Raw genomic sequence first — 21,882 nt, forward strand, 5'->3', positions numbered from 1 at the left:
ATGTCATGGGCGCTCTCTTTGCCCGTTCAAACCCTCAAAGACTCCAGCGCTCGGCATGTGCTGCTGTGCCTGGCCAACTATGCCGGCTCCAACGGTACCGGCGCCTTTCCATCTGCTTCCACCCTGGCCCAAGACACAGGCCTATCCGAACGTACCGTACGTTACAAGCTGGACGATCTGGAGAAGTCCGGGCTGATCCAGAAGGGCAACCAGGCTATCGCGGCTGTGCATATCGATCGCCATGACCGCCGCCCAGTCGTTTACGACCTTCAGATATCGCGGGGTGCAAATCCTGCACCCCGAACAAAACGGGGTGCAGATGACGCAACGGGGTGCAACCCACAACAGAACGGGGTGCAGCCTGGAACAGAACGGGGTGCAGCAGTTGCACCCAATCCACCACCTAACCATCAAGGAACCGAAGAGCAGCTGCAGCAGCGCGAGATTGATGCCGCGCTCGCCGAACAGAACAACGCCGCCATCGAACCGCAGGACGATCGCCAGCGCTTCGCCATGTTCGCCACCTGGGTTCCGAACGAGAAGGGGCTGTCCGATCAAATCACTATCGCCGGGCTTCCTGCCGATGCGGTCCCTGAAGCGGCGATTCGGGCGTTCATGGGGTTCTTCGTCGCCAAGCCATCAACCATCGACACCTCCGCCGGCTGGTGCTACCGGCTGGTTCAGTGGGTCAAGCGCGAACGCGTGAAAGCTTCAGGGCAGGGCAAGGCGCCTGACTTCGATGACACCAGCTGGGCGAACGATCTGGGGGATCTGTGATGGAAATTAAAAAGCCACGCAGCACCGAGCAGCTGCTCAGCACGATGGGCAATCTTCCGCCGGTAATGCTGGTTCAGCCGAAGCAGTTGCCGCCGGGTACTGCCGACGTCGTGAACGCGCTGTTCAAAGAATTGCAGGCAATTTTCCCGGCCTGGAAACAGGCTTGGCCTGATGCCGAATCGCTGAATGCCGCCAAGCGCAGCTGGATTAAGGCGTTCATCGTTGCGGGGATAACGACCCTTGAGCAGATCCGGTACGGACTGCAGAACTGCCGGCAGATCGGCGGAGACTTTGCGCCAAGCGTCGGCAAGTTCATCAAATGGTGCCAGCCGACTCCCGAGATGCTTGGCATCCCTTCCCACGACAAGGCGTTCCGCGAGGCGCTCGAAAACTCCCACCCAAGCCGTTTTGGTGCGCGCACCTGGTCTCACCCGGCGGTCCGTCACGCTGCTTTGCAGTGCGAACTGCATAACCTCGGCGAATTGATCCCCGAGAAGGCCAGCAAGGTGTTTGACCGGGCTTACGACATAACAATTCGCCGCTTGGTGCAGGGGCTTCCGCTTGAAGAAATCGCCGTGGGCATTGGTTACGACGGCAACAAGTCGGCCGCCGAGCTGGCTTCGGAGCTCACCGAGCGAGTTGCCTGTGCGCAGGTCGCCCGGATGGGTATCAAGACGGATGGCAAGGCCGCCCGCCAAGAGTTGCTGGCCAGATTCGGTATCGGGAGGCGCAATGAGCAAACTTACGAAGGCCGCGCGTGATCGTGACTGCCAGGTTCGGTTCCCTGGCTGTTCTTGCGAGCCGTCCACCACAGTTCTGGCGCACTACCGCCTGGCCGGTACCTGCGGCATGGGCATGAAACCCAACGACTTCCAGGCGGCCTGGGCCTGTGGCTACTGCCACGACATTGCCGACGGACGCCTGCGTGCGCCCGGGGAGCTGACCAAATACGAGGTCCGCCTGTTCCTCGCCGAAGGCGTCATGCGCACCCAAGACATCCTGATCAGTGAAGGGAAGGTAAAACTTTGAAGGCATTCATTGCGAAGCCAGTGCGCGCCAGGTCCATCGACCGTGAGGGCCTGGAGCAGGCCGCGCTGCTCAAGGAAGTCGCGCTGCGTTACCCAGTCGCCGCCAAGCTCATTTTTCACGTCCCTAACGGTGGGCACCGGCACAAGCTGGTGGCGATCAAGCTGAAAGAGCAGGGTGTGAAGGCCGGCGTACCTGATCTGGTGCTGCCTATGGCACGCGGCGGGTACTTCGGCCTGTACATCGAATTCAAGGCCCGGGCGCCATATGACGCCGCCGTCTCCCCGGCCCAGGACGCTTACCTGCAGGCGCTGACGGATCAGGGTTACCTGGCCATCGTCTGCCGCGGGCATATCGACGCCATCGAGGCGATCCGGGCCTACCTACTTCAACCACAAACGAGGGCCGCTGCATGACAACTGCTGCCGTGAAAATCACCGACGCCGAAATAAAGCGCCAGGCCTACAGTGACGCGCTCGTTCTGCGCGACACGGACAACCGTGGCCTATACCTGCGCTTCACAAAGGCCCGTGACCGCGCCTCCTGGTACTTGGTAACCAAGAGGAAATGGAATCTGATCGGCAGCTACCCCGACTTAAACGCCAAGCAGGTGGTCGCAGCGCTCCCGGCGATTCGCCTGCGTCTGGAGGCGGGCGAGGGCACCAGTTTGTCGAAGTGGGCAACCGTCGGTGAGCTGCTGTCCTGGTACGCCGAGCGCATGGCCCGTGATCGCAACCTGTCTTGCAAGCGCAAGAAAACCGGCGCCTCGGCTATCAAGTGCCACCTGATCCCGCGACTGAGCGACCTTTCCTTAAATGGAGTCGACAAGGCCACACTGGACAGTCAGTTGATGTGGCCATTGCAGGAGACGCTGTCCATCGACTACGTGCGCCTGGTGTTCCAGCTCCTGGCCCTTGCCTTTCGCCAGGCATTCAAGCTGGGCCTGATCGCCTCCAATCCCATGGCCGGCATCAAGTTCAGCGACTTCTCCAAGGCCAAGGTCGGCATCAAGCCGTCCCGGCTGCGTGGCGTCCAGTTGCCTGAAGTGCTCGAGCAACTGGCTGGCGTGTTCGTCTCAGCTCCGCGTGACGCCATGCTGGCCCTGTTGATGCTGTGTCACGGTACCCGCATCGGTGAAAGCCGGTTGACCCAGTGGCCGCACATCAGCCTGGCCGAGCGCGAGTGGTTCATCCCTGGCGATCACACCAAGACCGGCGTCGAGCATCACCTGCCGCTGACCGAGCAGATGTGCGAAATCCTGAAGCGTTACCGCGACTGGCAGTACGCCAATGGCTACGACGGGCAGTACGTATTCCCAGCGCGCAACGGCAAGCCACTGAGCGAGGGCCAGGCCAGTGCCGTGTTCACGCGCCTGGGGCGTGGTGAGTGGACCAGCCACGACCTGCGCAAGGTGGCCCGCACCGGTTGGGCAGATATCGGCATCGACCACCTGATCGGCGAGCTACTGATCAACCATGCCATGGGCCACAACGTGAAGGTGTACATCCAGTCCGACGTGATGGGGCGCAAGCGCGATGCCTTGGAGAAGTGGCACGCGCATCTAGACCAGCGTGGCTTTGCCCTGATTCACGGGTTGACCGGCGTTAGAACGGGAGATTCCGGTAATTCGCTGGAAGCCACGGAAAACAAGGGCTGCAAGGCCATTCAAGAATCAACCATAGGCGAGGTTTAAAAATGAGAGAAGCCATCGTTTGCCCGACATTCCTCATCGCCAAAGCCATATCTCGGATGGATTGGTTTTACCGCATTTGGGAGTGGTCACGGGAGAGTCCGATCCCCGCTATCCGGGCTTATTCGATCGCAGCAAAAGCCCATGGGATCGTTTGGTATGACCGGACGATGGCTTGCGCCACCGATCACGAAGAGGCACCGAAGAAATGAAGAAGTCTCACGGCCCGGCATTTCGCGCCGCCCAACTTGAACTGGCCAGGTGCCCGGCATGCCGTGGTCGCGCAGTGATCAAGGGCGTCTTCCATGAGCTGGCCTGCGTGCAGTGCAACGCCTCGGGCTGGGTCGCCGACGAAACCGGTGAGTCGCTGCCGCTGGAAGTGTTGGTGACGCAGCTGAGCATCCGGCTCCAGGCCGCCGAGCACCAGATCGCACAATTCAACTGCTTCAAGCCTGCCGGTGCTGAAGCGCAATACAACCAGAACAACCGCCGTGGCCCTGGCGCCACCAACTTCACAGGGGATTGAACCATGGCCTTCACACCGAGCTTTAGAGAACGCACCGCTGAGGATCTGCTGGAGCATTGGGGCCGCTGGGTTGTACTGGGCTCTGGTGTTTCGTGCTGCGCCTCTCGTGAGAACACTGTCCTGTCGCCAATGATCACCGATGACGATGCCCTGATGATCGATGGCTTGATGGGCCGACTGCTCAAGCGCTACCCGGAATGCGGCCAGGTGCTGATGAAGTACTACACCAGGCTCGACAGCTCCTTAATGGACGTTGGAAAGAAGATGGGCTTCGGCGAAGAGAAGACACGTGGGCTCTGGAAGGCGGGAATTGCGTGGATTGATGGGGCTTTAGATATTCGTCGTCAGGCTGCTTGACAGGCCCGGTCCCTGCATATAGATTTCAGTTACTTTGCGGTTTTTCCGCGAGCAAAGCCCGACCCTAGAGTTGGGCTTTTTGCTATACTGGGTTCGTACCCCGGCATCAGACTGGATCGATTGATATCAAGGAAGTAGATGAACGGCAAAACGATCCGGTGGATTACCAATCTATTGTTATGTATTGGTACCGGCTTCATGGTAACCGGCGCCACGACGCTGATAATCGGCGAGGCGATCAACGCCGATACAATCAGGGCTGGTGCGGCAATGGCAGCTATCAGTTTTTTTGTGATTGTCGTGTCGTATTTAGTGGCAATGCTTGAGGAGGAAGTATGACTCTAACCATCATGGCGTTATGGGTTGTCGGGATCGCGCTCCTTGTAGGTGTGGCTGTTGTGCGCGGGCGAGCAACTGCCAAGCACAAATCACACGCTTTCGCTCCTCTAGATACAGCCTCCGCTGACGCCTTATCCAGGGTAATGGAGGCCACATTGTGGAAAACCACTAAGGATGCTGATCGAGCTTATAAAGGGGTTTGGGTGAATTCCGAAGTTCAACGTACTCGATCCACGCATGGTGAGTACGTGATTAGTTCGAAAAGGGCGCCCGCGGGATCGCCCCTGACGAAAACGTCTGTTAAAAAACCTTCAGGCCCCGCTAAGGGCAAAGAGCCGTTAGCTCGATAACTTATACTTTTCCTCAAGCCCCGCCACTGTGCGGGGCTTTTTCGTTTCTGGAGTATCGGATGGATCCTACTGACCTCGGCCCGGGCACAGCTACCTGGCTGGGCGGTAGTGCCACTGTCGTCCTTGGTGGCTTGCTTTGGCTTCGCAAGTTCTTGTCGAAGGATGCAACCGATCGTGCGATGGACAACGCCGATATCGGCACTCTGCGTCGGCTCAATGAGCTGCTCAACCAAGAGCGCGCCGCCCGCAAAGAAGCCGAGGCCCGCGCCGATCAGTTCGCGAAAGAGCGGAACGATCTCGCCGCAGCCGTTGGCAGGATGGAGGGGAAGATCGAAGCCCTCACCAGCCAGGTCGGGCAACTCACCGAGCGCGTAACGCTGCAGAGCGAAGAGATCCACCGCCTGCGCACCAAGCTTGGAGGTATCGCCTGATGGACAGATGCGCACTGGAATTCATTGCTCGCAGGTGGTGGAGGCGGGCTGAGGTCTGGGCCATTGCCGTGCTGCTGGTCGGTGGTGGTGCTGTTCTTGGTTACCAGGTCAGCTACTGGTCGCTCGCAGACAAGCAAGGCAGGCAGGTCGAAGAGATCCGAAAGGCATACGACACGGCCATGGAAGAGCGGGACAAGCGTCTTGAAGAACTGACTCGTAAGACTGGCACCGCCGCTGATAAGGCATCGAAGGCTGCAACAACTGCAGCTCAGGCCGCAGACAAGGCAGACGAAGCGCTTAGTCGCGCGGCCCAATGATTCGGAGTGGATGCGGTTATGCCTTTGAGGCCAAAGAAGCCATGCAACGTGCAGGGCTGCAACGTCCTTACCCGCAACCCTCGTTACTGTGATGACCATGCGGACATCGGCAAGAGCACCGAGGCTAAGCGGAAGGAGCGGCAACGTGAGACCAGCGCGCAGCGCGGCTACAGCTATAAGTGGCAGCAAGCACGCAAGGCGTACTTGGCCAAGCATCCTCTCTGTGTCGAGTGCGAGCGCCAAGGTCTCGTAGTAGCGGCCACTGATCTCGATCACATAACCCCTCACAAAGGAGACAAGGCCGTGTTCTGGGATAGCGCGAACTGGCAAGCCCTTTGCCACCCTTGCCACAGCAGGAAGACGGCGTCTGAGGACGGCGGCTGGGGCAATCCGTCGAAAAGTCGTGCAAATTGACCGAAAGTCACGCTCAAATGATCGTGATTCTCATTTAGGTGGGGGAGGGTAAAAAGTCTGGGGTTTTTGGTAGCTAGACCGTCCCCTTGGCCTTTTTCTTACACCCGCGAAATTAAAAATTCAGGAGTTGCGCGATGGGAGGCACCGCCACGGTCGCCGGCCGTGGTCGCAAACCCAAGCCAACGGCCAAAAAAGCACTCGCCGGGAACCCTGGCAAGCGCGCGCTGAACACAGCCGAGCCGCAGTTTTCCAAGATTACCCAGATCGACCCGCCGGATTGGTTCAGCCCGCGCGCCGCCACCATGTGGAACATGATTGTCCCGGAGCTGTTGCGGGAGAACGTGGTGGCGATCACGGACCTGCACAACGTTGAGGCCTTCTGTAGCGCCTACGACAACTGGCGCCTTGCGCAGGAGTCGATCCAGGAGCACGGGATCGTTGTGACTGGTGCCATGGGCGGGCCGATGAAGAACCCCGCACTTACCGCCGCGAACGAAACGATGCGCCAAATGGTGACGTTCGGTTCGATGCTGGGCCTGGACCCGGCCAGTCGAACGCGACTGATCGGCGGCAATAAGGAGAAAGAAACCAACGAATTTGCCAGCCTGCTGAGAACCTGATGACCAAATCTGCCCACCCCAATGTCGACAAGGCAATGGCGTGGGGTCGGTCGTTGCTCCGCGGGAAGGTGCCGGCGTGCCGCTACATACACCAGGCGGTGCAGCGCCACTTCGACGACCTGGCGGCCAGCCGCAAACGCGGCTTCCGTTTCAAGTTCGACGCGGCAAAGGCCGAGAAAAAACTGAAGCTGATGCAGCTGCTCCCGCACACCAAGGGCGAGTGGGCATTCAAGCGTCAGCTGATCACGCTGGAGCCCTGGCAGCTTTTCGGTCTTGCCGTGACGTTCGGCTGGGTCAAGAAGAAGGGCGGCCACCGCCGCTTCCGTGAAAGCTACTGGGAAGTGCCCAGGAAGAACGGCAAGTCTGTTGTCGCCGGCGGCGTGGGCATCAGTATGTTCGTCGCCGATGGCGAGTTCGGCGCCGAGGTGTATGCCGGTGCGACCACAGAGAAGCAAGCGTGGGAGGTTTTCCGGCCCGCCAAGCTGATGGTCAGCAAGTCGCCGATGCTGATTCAGGCCGCCGGCATCGAGGTGAACGCCTCGAACATGAACATTCCGTCCGACTTCAGCCGCTTCGAACCCTTAATCGGCAACCCCGGCGACGGCGCGTCGCCAAGCTGCGCCATCGTCGACGAATACCACGAGCACCCAACGTCAGCCCAGTACGACACCATGCTCACCGGCATGGGCGCGCGGCGTCAGCCTTTGATGTTCATCATCACCACTGCCGGCGCTGACATTGAAGGCCCGTGCTACGACAAACGCCGCCAGGTCGTCGAGATGCTAGCCGGTACCGTGCCGGACGAAGAGTTGTTCGGCTGGATCTGGACGCTCGACGAGGGCGACGACTGGACCGATCCGAAGATGCTGGCCAAGGCCAACCCGAACCACGGCGTGTCAGTGTTTCAGGAGTACCTGGAGAGTCAGCAGGCACGAGCCATTCGCTCGGCCCGCTTTGCCAACACCTTCAAAACAAAGCACCTCAACCTTTGGGTGAGCGCCAAGTCCGGCTTCTACAACATGGAAAGCTGGAAGGCCTGCGAGGACACCTCGCTGACCCTGGAGCAGTTCGAGGGGCAGGAGTGGATTGCCGGTTTCGACTTGGCGCGAAAGCTCGACATGAACTCGAGAGCCCGGTTGTTCTGGCGTGTTATCGATGGGAAGAACCACTACTACAGCATTGCGCCAAAGTTCTGGGTCCCATACGACACCGCCTATAACACCGACAACAAGCGAATGGCTGAGCGCTTCCAGGCTTGGATTCACACTAAGCATTTGGAGGTGACCGACGGTGCTGAGGTTGACTACCGCGAGATCCTTGAGGACACCAAAGAGGCAAATCATCACGCACCGGTGCGTGAATGCCCGATTGACCCGCACGGCGCCACAGGCCTCAGTCACGACCTTGATGACCAGGGTTTTGAGCCGATCACGATCACTCAGAACTACACCAACATGTCCGACCCCATGAAGGAGTTGGAGGCCGCCATTGAGGCGGGCCGTTTTCACCATGATGGCCATCCGATTATGACCTGGTGTATCGCCAACGTGATTGGCAAAAACATGCCGGGAAACGACGACATTGTCCGTCCAATCAAGCAGGGCGATGACAACAAAATCGACGGCGCCGTAGCTCTGATCATGGCGATCGGGCGTGTCCTGGCAAACCTCCATCCCGAAGACACTCTCTCTGACCACATCTCAAAGCACGGAATTCGAACCCTATGACCAACGAAATCAAGCCGCCAAAGCTGGAGGCGCTGAAAGAGGCTGCCCCCGATCTCGTCGGCGTCCTTGGTTTGGCATTGCTGACCCGTGGTCTTTGGTCCTGGATGGGTGAGCCGCTGGCATTGACTGTCTGTGGTGCACTGTTAATCACCTTGTCAGTGGCCTCTATTATTCGAGGGGGTCGCTGATGCTCCGCGCAATGCTTGGAAGGAAGAGCGGAACCCAGGTTATTGATACGCCAGAAAAGCTGGCTCAGGCGCTGGGTGCGGGCTACGAAAGCAATGCCGGCCAGCGCGTGACTACCACCAGCGCCATGCAGCAACTGGTCGTATTCAATTGCGTTCGGGTGTTGGCTGAGTCGATGGGGATGCTGCCTTGTCGGCTACTTAAGCAGACCGGTCGAGTTCGATTGCCCGCAACGACACATCGGCTCTACCCGCTCATCACTATGGCGCCAAATAGCTACATGACCTCCCAGGAGTTCTGGGAGATGTTGGTGGCGTGCCTTTGTCTTCGTGGCAACTTCTATGCTTACAAGGTGATGGCGCTGGGTAACGTGGTTGAGCTATTGCCGCTCAGCCCTGACATCGTTACGCCAAAACTCAAAGACGACTGGACGGTTGAATACACCGTCAACTTTAAGTCGGGAACACGGACGCTGACCCAGGATGAGCTGTGGCATGTGCGGCTATTCACGCTTGACGGACTCAACGGGTTAAACCCTATTGCGTATGCGCGCCAGGCGTTGGGCCTGGGCCAGGCAATGGATGCTCACGCCGCCAAGCTCTTCACGAACGGTGCCGTTACCAGCGGTGTTTTGCGCACTGAGCAGCAGCTCACCGACGAAGCATTCGCGCGGCTCAAGGCGGATTTTCAGGGCGAGCACATGGGCGTGGCCAATGCCTATAAGCCGATGATTCTGGAGATGGGGCTGGACTGGAAGCCGATCAGCCTTAACGCCCAAGACACCCAGTTCATCGAATCAAAAAAGCTTACCGAGTCGCAGATCTGCGGCTTGTTCCGCGTGCCGCCGCACCTGGTGGCCAGCATGGAAAAGATGACGCTCAACAACATCGAACACATGGGCATGAGCTTCGTGAACTACTCGCTGGTTCCGATCATGACTCGTATTGAGCACCGCATTCAGGTCGGCCTGCTCAACGAGAAAGACCGCCTGACGCATTACGCCAAGTTCAATGCTGGGGCACTGATGCGTGGTGACCTTAAAGGCCGGTACGAATCCTATGGAAAGGGCATCCAATGGGGGATTTTGAGCCCCAACGACTGCCGCGAACTGGAAGACGAAAATCCCCGCGAGGGCGGCGACATCTACCTAACCCCGATGAACATGACTACCAAACCAGAGGCTGCCGACGATGCAGACAAAACAGCGTCTTGACCGACCGCTCACCATTAAATCGGTCAGCGAAAGCGGCGAGTTCGAGGGCTATGGCTCTGTGTTTGGTGTCGAGGACAGCTACGGCGACGTGGTTGTTCGCGGGGCATTCACGGCTAGTCTGGCCAAGTGGAAAGAGAAGGGCCGCCTGCCGGCCATGCTCTGGCAGCACAACATGAACGAACCGATCGGCATCTACACCGAGATGCGTGAAGACGATGTGGGGTTGTTCTTCAAAGGGCGCCTGCTTATTGAGGATGACCCGCTTGCCAAGCGTGCCCATGCGCACATGAAGGCAGGCAGCCTGACCGGGACCTCCATCGGCTACATGCTCGATGACTACGAGTATGACAAGGAGAAGGGAGTTTGGATTCTGAAGGCAATCGACCTTTGGGAGCTCTCCCTGGTGACGTTCCCGGCCAACGATGAGGCCCGTATCACCGATGTGAAATCTCTGCTGGCCCGCGGCGAAACACCGCCGCCCAGCAAAGTGGAGCGAGCCCTTCGAGAGGTTGGGTTTTCTGGCTCCCAGGCCAAGGCCTTTATGGCCAAGGGCTACGGCGCAGTTTCACCGCGAGAGGCGGATGCCGACGATGCAATGCAATCCCTCAAATCTTTACTGACCCGCATTTAAGGAGCCTCTCATGGCTGTTGAAAAGAAAGATATCGATGACGTCGCCGAAGCCCTGGGCAAGAAGTTCGACGAATTCAAAAAGACCAATGACAAGCGCATTGATGGCCTGGAAGAAGAAAAGGGCAAGCTGTCCGGCCAGGTCGATACCCTCAACGAGAAGTTGAGCGAGTTGGATGAGCTGAAAAGCAATCTGGAAAAAGAGCTGTTGTCTCTCAAGCGCCCAGACGGTACCGGCACCAAGGCCGCCAGTGAGCACAAGGCCGCATTCATGCAGTTCGTGCGCAAGGGTACCGAGACTGGCCTGGGCGAACTGCAGGCCAAGGCATTGCAGGTCGGCGTTGATGCCGATGGCGGTTTTGCGGTTCCCGAAGAACTGGATCGCAGCATCATCGAACTGCTGCGCGATACATCGCCTATGCGTCAGGTCTGCAATCAGATCACTGTTGGTAGCCCAGACTACAAACGCCTGGTTAACCTCGGCGGCAACGGTGCTGGCTGGGTGGGTGAAACCGACCCTCGTCCGGCAACCAACACTCCAAAGCTCGGCAACATCTCTGCGTTTATGGGTGAGCTGTACGCCAACCCGCAAGCCACTCAGACCAGCCTTGACGACATCTTCTTCGATGCCGAGGGCTGGCTGAATGGCGAGGTTGCTCGCGACTTCGCCGAGAAGGAAGGCAGTGCTTTTACGAAAGGTGATGGCATCAACAAGCCCAAAGGTATGCTGGCTTACGGCCTCGACTTGAAGGGCGATGACGATCGCGCGTTCGGCGTTCTTCAAAAGCTCATTTCTGGCACTGCCGGGGCGATTACTGGCGACAGCCTGATCAACCTCATTCACGCCCTCAAGGCGGGCTACCGCGCCAATGGCACTTGGATGATGGGCAACCTGACTGTTGCCTACGTCCGCAAGCTGAAGGACAGCGATGGCAACTACCTGTGGCGCCCAGGCCTGGAAGCGGGTGCGCCGTCGGTCCTTCTGGGCTACGGCATCACCGAAAACGAAGACATGCCAGATGTTGCGGCTGACTCCAATGCCATTGCATTCGGTGACTTCAAGCGCGCTTACACCATTGTCGACCGCATCGGCACCCGCGTGCTGCGCGACCCCTACACCAACAAGCCGTTCGTTGGTTTCTACACTACCAAGCGTGTCGGCGGCATGCTGGTTGACTCCCAGGCCGTGAAGATTCTCACCCTGAGCGCCGCTGCCTAAATCGGCTGGCGCCTAGGGGCGCCCAGCCTACCGGAGGATTTATGCCGATTATTCTTGTGAAGAAGCCGTTCCCATTCTCTGCGGACGGCAACCATGTGGTTGAGGTTCCTGCTGGCGAGCAGGAGGTCTCGGATCGGTGCGCGCTGGTGGCTATCGAGCACCTGGGCGTGGCGTCTTACCTCGATCAATTAGATGCCAGGGGCCTGAAACTGGATGGCCCTACAGTTGCTGAGTTTGTTGAGGCTGGCTACCTGGCAGTGAATTACCCTCCCGAGGGTTACGCATCGCGCAGCTCTCAGGAAGAAATCGACGCAGCGATCGATGCGCAGAAAGAAACCGATCCGCTCAAGATGAAGGTTTCCGATCTGAAGGTCTGGCTCGCTGGCAAAGGGATCGAGTTCGATCCGTCCGCCAACAAAGAAGCCCTTCAGGCGTTGGTGCCGAAGGTTGATTGATCTCCCCATCGTCAAGGCTCACTTACGGGTCGACCATGACGACGAGAATGCGCTGATTCAGGGCTACACGGATGCAGCCCTCAGCGCGTTTGAGACCTGGACCAATCGCACACTAGTCGATCCTGAGACGGCTTTGCCTGATCCGGTCGGCAATGCGCTGCTGATGACCAAGGCAATTAAGCAAGGAGCGCTGTTGCTGATCGGGCACTGGTATAGCAGCCGCGAGACGGTGGTGATCGGAACGATCACTGCGGAATTGCCAATGGCAACCAATGCACTGTGGAAGCCTCACCGCTGGGTGAATGTATGAGAGCGGGACCGCTGCGCCACCGGGGCACGATGTTCAAGCCAGTGCTCACCAAGAACAAAACAGGCGGTTTCGATATCGCCTGGGTCGAAGTCGGCAAGCTCTGGTCTGAGATTACATTGCCGACGGGGCGGGTATCCCCCGTGGCTGAGCAACTGAAAGCGGTGGTAACAGCAGAGATTCGCATGCATCCCCGCCCTGACGCGGTCGCAGGCAATCGGCTGGTCTACCAGGCGAATGGAATCGCCACCACCTACCTGATCGAAGCCGCGCTCCCGAACAACGAGCGCGACATGCTTCGACTGCTCTGTTCAAACGTACCCAATCCATAGAGGTGAATTATGAAAGTTGTTGCCCTGGGAACCCTGTCCGGCGCCACTGGTGACCGAGAGAAGGGTGATGAGTTTGTGGTCGACGCCAAGCTTGGTGCCGACCTGGTGGGCCGCGGCCTGGTAGAGCCTGCTCCAGAGGCGCCGCCAGCCGCTTACAAGGCAGGCAAAGCCAAGGAGTAGGCCATGGCCGCCCGCCGATCGCGCATGTCCGGCGACTTCAAGCTTCGTCGGACGCTGCGCACCATCCACCAAACCATGGATAACGAGCTGGCACCGGTGATGCGTGACAGTGCTGAGCAGATCCTTGCAACGATGAAAAACCTGATCCCAAAAGACACTGGCGCCGCGGCTGCAGCGTTGACGGTGTTTATTTCGCAAAGCGGCCTGGACGCCCGAATCGGCATCAGGGGCAAGAAGAACAAGCAGCGCTTCTTCTACTTGCGCTTCATCGAGTACGGCACCAAGGGTTACACCGGCAACAAGCGCGCCGGAGGGCGCAGCCGTCGGCCTACAAACAAGACGGATGGTTCGCACTTCTTCGGCAAGTACCCGGACATCCCAGCGCGCCCCGCGCATCCATGGCTTCGTCCAGCGAAGGACGTGAATCGGGAGTATGTGGTGGCCAACATCAAGGCAGCCATCGGGCGAACGCTGCTCAAGGCGAGCAAGGGGCTTACCAATGGCTGATCCTTCTGTTGCGTTGCAGGAGGCGCTGTACGCTCGGTTATTGGCCGAGCTGTCATGCCCCGTTTACGACGGCGCTCCGATGAACTCACCGATGCCATACGTCTCGTTTGACCGGGAGATATCCACCAACATATCGCCCATTACCGGCAGAAAGCGCGAGCAGCGCCTGGTCTATCTGTCGGTCTGGTCGGATGCCCATGGCCAGGCCGAGGTGAAGCGCATCCTCGGCGAGGTTGTGGCTGCTCTGGACGAGCGTCGCCTGCCGTTGTCCGTCGGGCGCGCTGTATCGGTCCGCGTCGAGCAGGCCGACGCCCAGCGCGATTCTGACGGCGTCACGTATCAAGGATCGGTCACGGTCCGCGTCATTACCACGCACTAAACCCAACACCCGGCCGCACCGCGGCTTTATCCAATGTGCCCCTGGAGGAACCCCCATGGCCGAAGACAACCTCAATACAGCCGCCGGCTGCCGGATCGGTATCGGTAGCAAGAACGGCGCGGACACTGAAGCGCTTTACAAGGCAGACACCTACGTCGATATCGGCGAAGTGGAAGACCTGGGCGAGTTCGGCGACACGTTCAGCTCTGTGACCTTCACGTCGTTGCGCGATGGCCGCGTGCGCAAGTACAAGGGCACGGCGGACGCCGGCGACCTGACCCTGGCCGTCGGCCTGGACAACGGCGACCTGGGCCAGGCCAAGCTGAAGATCGCTCACCGCGATCGCAGCAAGGGCGATTACAACATCAAGATCACCCTGAACGATGGCGATCCAGATGCCACCCCGGCCGTGCTGCCGACCACGTTCTACCTGCGCGGCAAGGTGATGAACAACACCGTCGCCGCCGGTGCTGCTGACAACGTGGTCCGCCGCAACGTCACCATTGGCATCAACTCAGACATCCTGGAAATCCTCCCGGCACCTGTCACCCCTTAAACACAGGGGCTTCGGCCCCGCCCCCCGAGGTTTCGACACATGAGCAAAACCCTTTACGGAACCGTCGACATCAAGCTGGGCGACGAGACCTACACTTTGATGCCGACACTCGGCGCCGTGCGAGCGATTGAGGCCCACTTCGGTGGCCTGCGTGGTGCGTCCCAGGCCATCAACGCATTGAGCATCGACGGTTGCGCCGTGATCATCGCCGGCGGTGCTGGTTTGAAAGGCAAGGCGGCCGAGGCCGTTGCTGAGCAAGTGTGGCAGGCAGGCGTGCTGGATGTGTCCGTGCAGCTGAACGCCTACCTGGTAGCGCTCTACAACCCGAAAGGCCCTGATGCGGGAAAGGAAAAGCCGGCGGCGGCGTAAGTGCTGTCGAGGACGGCAGCTACGTCGACCGGCTCTACGCGGTGGCCACGGGCTGGCTGGGTTGGCCTCCTGATATGGCCTGGCGCACGCCGATGCCCGAACTGTTCCTGGCCATGGACGCCAAGATCGAGTGGGCGCAGATGACCAACCCGTTTGGCACCGGCAAGACAAAGACTAAGACCGACAAACCTTCGCCGTCGAGCGTAGCGGATAAGCTGCGGCAGGCGCTCACGGGGAGGCAGTCAGCGTAGCATTTTGATAGTCTTCTCCGATTAAACGCGAGGGATTGGGAATGCAAAAGCTGATGATGGTTGTTCCGTTTTTTTTGTTGCTGGCAGCTTGTGGTCAGTCCGAGGCCGATAAGGCTAGGAGCAAGGCCGAGATGGCTGAAATACGATCTCAACGTGTTGCGAGAGAGTTCGTGTCCGGGGTCTTGAAAGATCCAGAAAGCGCTGAATTTCGTAATCAGAAAGGTTTTTGCGGCGAGGTGAACTCGAAGAACTCCTTCGGGGGGTATGCCGGCTTCAAGAGATTCATCGCGGCGTCTGAGGAAATGGTGGTGTTTGCGGGCGATGATCGCATGACCTCGACTGACTTTGAGCAAGCTTGGTCACAGTTCTGCCGCTAATTTTTATCAATTTCGCTACCCGCTCCGGCGGGTTTTTTTATGTCTGGAGAAAAGCATGGCCGATACCGACGTACAGGGGATGCTGGTACGCATCGAAGCGACCACGGCCCAGCTGCGTCAGGAGATGGCGCGCGCAGACTCCAGCGTAGGCATGGCATCGGGAAAGATTGATAAGAGCCTAGGGAGAATCGACAGCGCTTTTGATCGTGTTGGCGAGCGGGCTCTCAACGCGTCAGGGTTGATCAAGACCGCACTGGCAGGAGCTATCGGCGCGGCTGGTATTGGAAAGATCATTGAGGCCGCCGACTCCTACGGGCAAATGTCCGACCGTATCGGCATGGCCACATCCAGTGTTGCTGAGTACGATCTGGTCCAGCAACGTCTTCTGGATACAGCTAAGCGCACCTATCGACCGCTCGCCGAAGCACAAGAACTCTACATCAGGACTTCGGGAAGCCTGAAGTCTATGGGCTATAACACCAGCCAGGCGCTGGATGTTATGGACAGCTTCAGTTTCCTTTTGGTGACCAACTCGGCATCAGCTGATAGAGCAAAATCCGCTATTGACGGTTACTCAAAAGCGCTGCAAACAGGCAAGGTAGATGCTGATGGTTGGCAGGCGATGCTCGCCGCTATGCCCTCCATCGTAGAAACCGTCTCCACGTCAACTGGCAAATCCGCCGAAGCGATTCGCTCTCTTGGTGCGGACGGCAAGCTTGGTCTTGATGTACTCACCAAAGGTTTGCAAAAGGCCGCTGAGGCCAATGGGAAGCTCGCTGACAGCATGACGGTCGCAGTCCGTGATGCGTTGCAAAATCTGACAAATGCCTTCGACGTATATGTCGGGCGCCTGGACGAAACTACCAATTTTACCGGTGTTCTCGGAAACGCTATTGGCGCGATAGGCGACAATTTTTCAACCTTGGCAGATGTGTCGATCATCGCCGCGGTTGCTGCTCTTTCTCGATACGGTGCAATGGCCGCCTCATCGGGCGCGGCGGCTGTTTACTCGGCGCTCAAGGATGCGGCAGCGAGAAAGGCCCAAGCGACAGCGGTCTTGCTGGTGGCGCAAGCGGAGCAACAGAAAGCGCAGACATCGGTGTTTCTGGCTGAGAAAGAAGCTATCGCTGCGCGAGGCACCGCCGTACAAACCCAGATGTCCCTTCAGCTCGCAGAGGCCAGGCTCGCAGAAACGCGCGCAACCAACGCAGTAGCTGTAGCGCAGTCGGGTGTCAGCCGAGCCGGCCTTGGCTTGGTCGGAATGCTTGGCGGTCCTGTTGGCATCGCTGCGCTTGCCGTAGGTGCGGCCACTGCATTCCTTACTTTGCGCGACAATACCAGCGGACTTGAGAAGAAACTGGGCGATCTCGGTGACCCGATTGATAAGCTCGTTGAGAAATTCAACAAGCTCAACAGGGCAACCCAGTCTGTCACCCTTCGGGAGCTCAAGGCTTCCATTGAGGATGCTGAGAGCGATCTGACTACCGCGGCGGGCTCAATCGCTTTTGAGTTTCAAAGCAGCCTGACAAACGCCGGCCTTGCTGGCGCCTCCGGCTTCATGGCCGGCATAGCTCCGCTGCCGCCTGAATTCCAGTCGGCAATGGAAATCATCAAGAAAGCGTCCTCTGATCAGTCGGCCGGTATGGTTGTCGACTGGAAGTCGGTGGCGGATCAAGTGCGCGTGGTGCCCGGCGTCACTACTGAGATGGCAGACGCCCTGGAGAAAAGTGGTGGCGCTGCGGCTGAGAATGCCGAAAAGGTTTCCCAGCTTAAAGCGGCACTTACTGCGCTCACCGGCCAGACCAATGAAAACACACGCGCCCAGCTGGAGAACGCCGCCGCCAAAGCTGCGGCCGCAGGCGTCGGGCAAAAGTATCTGGAGCAGTTGCAAAAGCAACTCGGTGCCGCTCAAGATAAAACCGCTCTTGAAGCTGCCAATCGGTTTATTGCTGAGAATAAAGATCTCACTGAAGGGATGATCGTCGCAATCCGTTCCGCGGCCGCGGCGAAGGATGCGCAGAAAGCCTCTGATGACGCCGCTACCAAGGCCGCTCGGAAGAACACCGCCGAAGGGCAATCGGCCGCCAAGCAACAGCTCAAGTCGTTTGACACTGCAGAGGAAGGCTACAAGCGCCAGATCGAGCTGATCAACACCACCGGTGACAAGCAGAAAGACGCCACCGAGGTGATGAAGCTTTCCTTTGAGCTGCAGGAGGGGAAGCTCGGCAAGCTGAGCGAGGCTCAAAAGAAAAAGCTTATGGGCATGGCTGCCGAGCTGGATGCGCTGAACAAGCTGAAGAAGGCCAACGAGGATGACCTAAAGCTGACGGCCTTCAAAAACGCCCAGGCATTGACCACCCAAACCACGAAGGATGGTTTTGAGCAGGAACTGGCTGGCGTCGGGATGGGTGACAAGGCCAGGGACCGGATGCGGGCTGATCTGACGATGCGGCAGAAGTATGCCGCTGACGTGGCCGCCCTCAATGAGCAACGCAACACTGGGCAGATCACACCCGAGCTGTATGCCAATGAAACGCTGGTCCTGCAGGATGAGCTGAATAAGCGGCTGCTGGCGCAGGAGAACTACTACGCCGCCACCGACGAACAGCAAGCCAACTGGATGAATGGCGTCAACGAGGCGTGGGTGAACTATGCCGATGCCGCCCGAGACTACTCGGCCCAGGCTGCGGATATCACTAACACGGCGTTGAGCGAGGCCACTGGCGGGCTGGGCACGTTCTTTTCAGATGTGGCCAGCGGTGCAGAAGATGCGGGTGATGCGTTGGGCGACATGGTCGGCAATTTTGCCAAGTCGATGTTGAAGGCGCTGGGGGACATGGCCGCGCAGTGGTTGATCTACCAGGGCATTCAGATGCTGGTGGGGAAGACCACGCAGTCAAGTGCGGCTGGGATGATGGGCGCAAACGCTCAGGCTATGTCTTTAACGGCAGGCCTCAATGCCTTTGCGTCCACTGCGGCCATTCCGATCATAGGGCCAGCAGCCGCGCCGGCGGCAATGGCTACTGCTATGGCGATTACTGGCCCCCTGGCCTCGGCCGTGGGCATGACCGCGCTGGCAGGTATGGCGCACGACGGTATCGACTCGGTTCCCGAGGATGGCAGCTGGTTTCTGCAAAAGGGTGAGCGGGTTACCACTGCTCAAACCAGCGCGAAGCTGGATGCAATGCTGTCAAGGATCGACAACAGCCTAAGCGGTGCACAACCCGAAGCGCGCATTGGGGTCGGTAGTCTGGAGTCTACGGGTAATGGCCGGGCTGCGCTGGTCGGCTCTTCGACGGAATCGTCGCCCAGCGGTCCCTCACAAATCATCTTCAGCGCACCAGTTACCGTTCAGGCCCAGCCGGGCATGAGCAGCCAAGAGGCGCAAATGCAGGGTGATTCCATCGGATCGGCACTTGAGGCGCGTATGGGCAAGTTCTTGGATGCAGAGATGCGCCAGGGCGGCCGGCTGTGGAGGCGTTGATGGCTGAGACATTTACTTTTGACGTTGAGGTAGGGGCCGATGGCGACGTAAGCCAGCGCACCTGGGAGAACGAGTTCGGCGACGGCATGACCCAGACCGGAGGTATTGGCATCAATACCAAGAGCCAGGTCTGGAACCTAGTGCATACCGGCGAGGACTCCCCGGGTGAGGAATTTCCTGAGCTGATCAAGTTCCTCGATCGACACGAAGGCTACAAGGCCTTTCGCTACTCGCCGCCTGGAGAGTCAGAAGGTTGGTATCGATCCAACGGGTACAAAAAGAAAGCCTTGGGCGCGAACATCTATACCGTCACCTTCACGGTAAAGCAGGCGTTCAATCCTCGAACTTAACCCTTATCAAGCCCCGCCAAGTGCGGGGTTTCTTGTTTCTGGGGCCCTATGAATTACAACACCGATATTCAAAAACTCGAGCCCGGCAACCAGATCAGGCTGTACGAGCTGGACGCTACGCGCCTGGGCGCTACGGTTTGGCGCTTCCACGGCCACGCCCATGAGGGCGACATCATCTGGCAGGGCCAACTCTACTCGCCGCTCCAGATCGAGGCCAAGGGCTTTGACATTCGCGGCGACGGGCGCCCAGCTACACCCACGCTGCAGGTGGATGATGAGCTCGGCGGGGTGCGCGGTGCGATAACCGCTCTGTGCTTCCAGTTCCGCGACCTGGCCGGTGCCCGGGTCAAAGTAATCGAGACGTTTCGCCACTTCCTGGATGCCGCCAACTTTCCCGACGGCAACCCGGAAGCCAGCGACCAATCGAAAACGAACCTCTGGTTTATCGAGCAGAAGACCGAGGCGTTGCCGAGCATCTCGGTCACGTTCTCGCTGTCGAGCCCTACCGATATGGAAGGGCAAATGCTCCCTGGCCAGCAGATAACCAAGCTCTGCAGGTGGGCCTGCCGTGGCGGGTACCGGCAGGAGGCTTGCGCCTACACAGGAGCTGCGATGTTCGATAAGAAGAACCAACCCACCGACAACCCCGCGCTCGACCGCTGTGGGGGCTGGTGGAGCAGTTGCAAGATCAGGGGCAACACCCGCCGGTTCGGTGGTTCCATGGGCGCAAGCCTCATCGCAAGTTCGAGGTAGTCATGCGCATCAATCAGAAACTGCAGGACGAGATCCGCGCACACGCCGAGCGGGCTTACCCGTCCGAGGCTTGCGGGGTGCTGGTGAAGTCTGCCGAGGGTCGCGAGTATGTGCCTTGCACGAACTTGGCCACAACGCCGCGAGAACACTTCCAGATCGATCACAAGGACATGGCCCGCGCCGAAGATCGCGGGGAAGTGCTGGCGGTCATCCACAGCCATCCGGATAAAGCGCCGACGCCCAGCATGGCCGACCGGGTCAGCTGCGAGTTGCACGAACTGCCCTGGGGCATCGTCGGCTGGCCTGGCGGTGACATTGAGTGGTTTAAGCCGTCCGGCTTCCAGGCGCCGCTGCTGGGCCGGGACTTCTCTCACGGGCTACTTGATTGCTGGGCAGCTTGCCGGGACTGGTACGCCAGGGAGGCGGGCCTGCAGTTGCCGAACTTTGAGCGGGCCGACCTGTGGTGGGAATGCAAGGACGGCCCGAGCCTCTACGAGGACAACTTTGCAGCCACCGGCTTTTACCAGGTCAACGAGGCAAAGCGCGGCGACATGCTGGTGTTGCAGATCCCTACGCCAGGGCGGGAGTGCTATTTCCCGAACCACGCGGTGATTTATCTGGGTGATGAGCCCGCGCTGCTCAGCGAGCCGGCACCGAAGCTCGGCGGGTCAGGCCCTTTCATTTACCACCACATGCCTGGCCGCCTGGCTGCCCGTGAAGTCTACGGCTGGTCGATGGCGAACCGGGTGAAACTGATCCTGCGACACAAGGACTACCGCCCATGACCATGCGCACCATCAAGCTAGGCGGGGTGCTGGGCAAAAAGTTCGGCAAAGAGTACCGACTCGACCTGAACGGTATTCATGACGCCACTGCGGCGCTGTGCGCGATGAAACCCGGCTTCGAGAAGTTCATGCGGACCGCACACGAGCGGGGCCTGGTCTTCGCTGTGTTTGTTGATGAGCGGAACGTCAGCGCGCAGGAGCTTGAGCTTGTCGGCCGTGCCGAAGGCGATATTCGCATACAGCCGATTATCCAGGGCAGCAAGCAGGCTGGCATGTTTCAGACATTGCTCGGGGTGGTGCTGATCGTGGCCGGCCTGTTTACAGGTGGTACTTCGTCTGCGCTCGGCATGGGCCTTCTGGCCGCCGGCGCTGCCGTGGGGCTAGGCGGTGTTGTGCAGATGCTCTCGCCTACCACCAAGGCAACCGCCGAGGGCAAGAACGACGACGGCAACAACCCGAGCTACGGCTTCGGCGGCGCGGTGACCACAATTGCCCAGGGCAATCCCTACCCATTGCTATACGGTGAGCGCGAGATCGGTGGCGCCATCGAATCTGGCGGGGTCTACACGCAAGACAACATCTGATTCAGCCCTTTAGACCGTTTTTGTTTCTGTTGGATAACCCCGCTTTTGAATCATCGTCATTGTCAGCCGAATCAGGGGCAGCTTGCATCATAGCTTCAAATTCTAGGACAGCTTTTAGCCTCCCAACTGCTTGCGCTGCAAGCTCTGTCTCCACGACAAATACATGCTCTTCCGCAGTCAGGGTCTCATGCAAAATTTTCATTCTGGCTAGAGAAGCGTTGATTTGATGCACATCTTTAAAGTGCTGCAAAGAAAGTCTTCCCGCTTCTTCGCTATCGCAGGTGCAGTGCAGAAAGTCACCTTCTTTTACATACCAAACCTGTTTCGTGCCTTGTGGCTGAGTAGCTAGATCTAGTGCTTCTACGTGGAATAAATCGGTCATATCAGCGCTCC

At 58.9% G+C, this 21,882-nt stretch carries 33 protein-coding genes; 32 read left to right on the top strand and 1 reads right to left on the bottom strand.

The genetic code is table 11. The features are described 5' to 3' along the window. The 32 genes from HBO10_RS19735 to HBO10_RS19890 all read left to right on the top strand — a co-directional run bounded on the left by HBO10_RS19735 (position 1) and on the right by HBO10_RS19890 (position 21,489). The gene (locus tag HBO10_RS19735) at positions 1 to 777 is read left to right on the top strand and encodes a helix-turn-helix domain-containing protein (protein WP_169922094.1); all 777 of its coding nucleotides are present in this window, start codon (positions 1 to 3) and stop codon (positions 775 to 777) included. Continuing rightward, complete coding sequence (locus HBO10_RS19740; protein ID WP_130174703.1) at positions 777 to 1,538, top strand: replication protein P; 762 nt, start codon at positions 777 to 779, stop codon at positions 1,536 to 1,538. The genes HBO10_RS19735 and HBO10_RS19740 overlap by 1 nt, the downstream gene beginning before the upstream one ends. Continuing rightward, entirely contained in the window at positions 1,510 to 1,806 is a 297-nt protein-coding gene (locus HBO10_RS19745; RefSeq protein ID WP_032903588.1) for a DUF1364 domain-containing protein, read from the top strand. The genes HBO10_RS19740 and HBO10_RS19745 overlap by 29 nt, the downstream gene beginning before the upstream one ends. Then, positions 1,803 to 2,219 (top strand): VRR-NUC domain-containing protein, encoded by a 417-nt coding sequence (locus tag HBO10_RS19750; RefSeq protein WP_169922070.1) that lies wholly within the window; start codon positions 1,803 to 1,805, stop codon positions 2,217 to 2,219. Before HBO10_RS19745 ends, HBO10_RS19750 begins: the two co-directional genes overlap by 4 nt. After that, positions 2,216 to 3,496 (top strand): site-specific integrase, encoded by a 1,281-nt coding sequence (locus tag HBO10_RS19755; protein WP_169922071.1) that lies wholly within the window; start codon positions 2,216 to 2,218, stop codon positions 3,494 to 3,496. The genes HBO10_RS19750 and HBO10_RS19755 overlap by 4 nt, the downstream gene beginning before the upstream one ends. Positions 3,497 to 3,701: 205 nt before the next feature. Beyond that, a complete protein-coding gene (locus tag HBO10_RS19760; protein WP_169922072.1) occupies positions 3,702 to 4,019 on the top strand; it encodes a hypothetical protein in 318 nt (105 codons plus the stop codon). A gap of 3 nt (positions 4,020 to 4,022) precedes the next feature. Next, a complete protein-coding gene (locus HBO10_RS19765) occupies positions 4,023 to 4,376 on the top strand; it encodes an antiterminator Q family protein (RefSeq protein ID WP_034127827.1) in 354 nt (117 codons plus the stop codon). A 138-nt stretch (positions 4,377 to 4,514) separates the two neighbouring features. Continuing rightward, positions 4,515 to 4,715, top strand: a complete 201-nt coding sequence (locus tag HBO10_RS19770) for a hypothetical protein (RefSeq protein WP_169911787.1) — start codon at positions 4,515 to 4,517, stop codon at positions 4,713 to 4,715. A 409-nt stretch (positions 4,716 to 5,124) separates the two neighbouring features. Further along, complete coding sequence (locus tag HBO10_RS19775) at positions 5,125 to 5,496, top strand: chemotaxis protein (protein ID WP_167418559.1); 372 nt, start codon at positions 5,125 to 5,127, stop codon at positions 5,494 to 5,496. Beyond that, positions 5,496 to 5,813 carry a hypothetical protein gene (locus tag HBO10_RS19780; protein ID WP_106118679.1) on the top strand — a complete coding sequence of 106 codons (318 nt, stop codon included), beginning with the start codon at positions 5,496 to 5,498 and terminating at the stop codon, positions 5,811 to 5,813. The genes HBO10_RS19775 and HBO10_RS19780 overlap by 1 nt, the downstream gene beginning before the upstream one ends. A gap of 18 nt (positions 5,814 to 5,831) precedes the next feature. Continuing rightward, positions 5,832 to 6,227 (top strand): HNH endonuclease signature motif containing protein, encoded by a 396-nt coding sequence (locus HBO10_RS19785; protein WP_169922095.1) that lies wholly within the window; start codon positions 5,832 to 5,834, stop codon positions 6,225 to 6,227. Between the two features lie 134 nt (positions 6,228 to 6,361). Continuing rightward, on the top strand, positions 6,362 to 6,847 hold the full coding sequence (locus HBO10_RS19790; protein WP_169922073.1) for a phage terminase small subunit P27 family: 486 nt from the start codon (positions 6,362 to 6,364) through the stop codon (positions 6,845 to 6,847). Continuing rightward, entirely contained in the window at positions 6,847 to 8,574 is a 1,728-nt protein-coding gene (locus HBO10_RS19795; RefSeq protein WP_169922074.1) for a terminase large subunit, read from the top strand. Before HBO10_RS19790 ends, HBO10_RS19795 begins: the two co-directional genes overlap by 1 nt. Next, the gene (locus tag HBO10_RS19800) at positions 8,571 to 8,762 is read left to right on the top strand and encodes a hypothetical protein (protein ID WP_038449240.1); all 192 of its coding nucleotides are present in this window, start codon (positions 8,571 to 8,573) and stop codon (positions 8,760 to 8,762) included. The genes HBO10_RS19795 and HBO10_RS19800 overlap by 4 nt, the downstream gene beginning before the upstream one ends. Continuing rightward, complete coding sequence (locus HBO10_RS19805; RefSeq protein WP_169922075.1) at positions 8,762 to 9,973, top strand: phage portal protein; 1,212 nt, start codon at positions 8,762 to 8,764, stop codon at positions 9,971 to 9,973. Before HBO10_RS19800 ends, HBO10_RS19805 begins: the two co-directional genes overlap by 1 nt. Then, entirely contained in the window at positions 9,951 to 10,604 is a 654-nt protein-coding gene (locus tag HBO10_RS19810; RefSeq protein WP_034127822.1) for an HK97 family phage prohead protease, read from the top strand. The genes HBO10_RS19805 and HBO10_RS19810 overlap by 23 nt, the downstream gene beginning before the upstream one ends. A 10-nt stretch (positions 10,605 to 10,614) precedes the next feature. Further along, complete coding sequence (locus tag HBO10_RS19815) at positions 10,615 to 11,820, top strand: phage major capsid protein (RefSeq protein ID WP_169922076.1); 1,206 nt, start codon at positions 10,615 to 10,617, stop codon at positions 11,818 to 11,820. Positions 11,821 to 11,861: 41 nt separating this feature from the next. Beyond that, positions 11,862 to 12,275 carry a hypothetical protein gene (locus HBO10_RS19820; RefSeq protein ID WP_169922045.1) on the top strand — a complete coding sequence of 138 codons (414 nt, stop codon included), beginning with the start codon at positions 11,862 to 11,864 and terminating at the stop codon, positions 12,273 to 12,275. After that, positions 12,268 to 12,585, top strand: a complete 318-nt coding sequence (locus tag HBO10_RS19825) for a head-tail connector protein (protein ID WP_169922077.1) — start codon at positions 12,268 to 12,270, stop codon at positions 12,583 to 12,585. The genes HBO10_RS19820 and HBO10_RS19825 overlap by 8 nt, the downstream gene beginning before the upstream one ends. Further along, positions 12,582 to 12,914 (top strand): head-tail adaptor protein, encoded by a 333-nt coding sequence (locus HBO10_RS19830; protein WP_169922078.1) that lies wholly within the window; start codon positions 12,582 to 12,584, stop codon positions 12,912 to 12,914. The genes HBO10_RS19825 and HBO10_RS19830 overlap by 4 nt, the downstream gene beginning before the upstream one ends. A gap of 9 nt (positions 12,915 to 12,923) precedes the next feature. Beyond that, the gene (locus tag HBO10_RS19835; RefSeq protein ID WP_169922079.1) at positions 12,924 to 13,094 is read left to right on the top strand and encodes a hypothetical protein; all 171 of its coding nucleotides are present in this window, start codon (positions 12,924 to 12,926) and stop codon (positions 13,092 to 13,094) included. Positions 13,095 to 13,097: 3 nt separating this feature from the next. Further along, positions 13,098 to 13,601, top strand: coding sequence for an HK97-gp10 family putative phage morphogenesis protein (locus HBO10_RS19840; protein ID WP_169922080.1), 504 nt, complete (start codon positions 13,098 to 13,100; stop codon positions 13,599 to 13,601). Further along, positions 13,594 to 13,980 (top strand): DUF3168 domain-containing protein, encoded by a 387-nt coding sequence (locus tag HBO10_RS19845; RefSeq protein ID WP_169922081.1) that lies wholly within the window; start codon positions 13,594 to 13,596, stop codon positions 13,978 to 13,980. The genes HBO10_RS19840 and HBO10_RS19845 overlap by 8 nt, the downstream gene beginning before the upstream one ends. A 55-nt stretch (positions 13,981 to 14,035) precedes the next feature. Continuing rightward, positions 14,036 to 14,536, top strand: a complete 501-nt coding sequence (locus HBO10_RS19850; protein ID WP_038449260.1) for a hypothetical protein — start codon at positions 14,036 to 14,038, stop codon at positions 14,534 to 14,536. A gap of 39 nt (positions 14,537 to 14,575) precedes the next feature. Next, a complete protein-coding gene (locus HBO10_RS19855) occupies positions 14,576 to 14,905 on the top strand; it encodes a hypothetical protein (protein WP_057977697.1) in 330 nt (109 codons plus the stop codon). Positions 14,906 to 14,946: 41 nt separating this feature from the next. Further along, positions 14,947 to 15,156 carry a hypothetical protein gene (locus HBO10_RS19860; RefSeq protein ID WP_169922082.1) on the top strand — a complete coding sequence of 70 codons (210 nt, stop codon included), beginning with the start codon at positions 14,947 to 14,949 and terminating at the stop codon, positions 15,154 to 15,156. Positions 15,157 to 15,197: 41 nt separating this feature from the next. Further along, positions 15,198 to 15,533 (top strand): hypothetical protein, encoded by a 336-nt coding sequence (locus HBO10_RS19865; protein WP_138739195.1) that lies wholly within the window; start codon positions 15,198 to 15,200, stop codon positions 15,531 to 15,533. Positions 15,534 to 15,588: 55 nt separating this feature from the next. Then, entirely contained in the window at positions 15,589 to 19,017 is a 3,429-nt protein-coding gene (locus tag HBO10_RS19870; protein ID WP_169922083.1) for a tape measure protein, read from the top strand. Further along, on the top strand, positions 19,017 to 19,367 hold the full coding sequence (locus HBO10_RS19875) for a phage tail protein (protein ID WP_038449270.1): 351 nt from the start codon (positions 19,017 to 19,019) through the stop codon (positions 19,365 to 19,367). Before HBO10_RS19870 ends, HBO10_RS19875 begins: the two co-directional genes overlap by 1 nt. A 48-nt stretch (positions 19,368 to 19,415) precedes the next feature. After that, positions 19,416 to 20,120, top strand: a complete 705-nt coding sequence (locus HBO10_RS19880) for a phage minor tail protein L (protein WP_038449272.1) — start codon at positions 19,416 to 19,418, stop codon at positions 20,118 to 20,120. Between the two features lie 2 nt (positions 20,121 to 20,122). Then, positions 20,123 to 20,905, top strand: a complete 783-nt coding sequence (locus HBO10_RS19885; protein ID WP_169922096.1) for a C40 family peptidase — start codon at positions 20,123 to 20,125, stop codon at positions 20,903 to 20,905. Then, entirely contained in the window at positions 20,902 to 21,489 is a 588-nt protein-coding gene (locus tag HBO10_RS19890) for a tail assembly protein (protein WP_057977709.1), read from the top strand. Before HBO10_RS19885 ends, HBO10_RS19890 begins: the two co-directional genes overlap by 4 nt. A gap of 1 nt (position 21,490) precedes the next feature. On the opposite strand, the gene HBO10_RS19895 is transcribed toward HBO10_RS19890, so the two are convergent. After that, complete coding sequence (locus HBO10_RS19895) at positions 21,491 to 21,871, bottom strand: hypothetical protein (protein ID WP_169922084.1); 381 nt, start codon at positions 21,869 to 21,871, stop codon at positions 21,491 to 21,493. Positions 21,872 to 21,882: the final 11 nt, after the last annotated feature.

Source organism: Pseudomonas sp. WS 5503 (assembly GCF_012985385.1).
GTDB classification, from domain to species: domain Bacteria; phylum Pseudomonadota; class Gammaproteobacteria; order Pseudomonadales; family Pseudomonadaceae; genus Aquipseudomonas; species Aquipseudomonas paracarnis.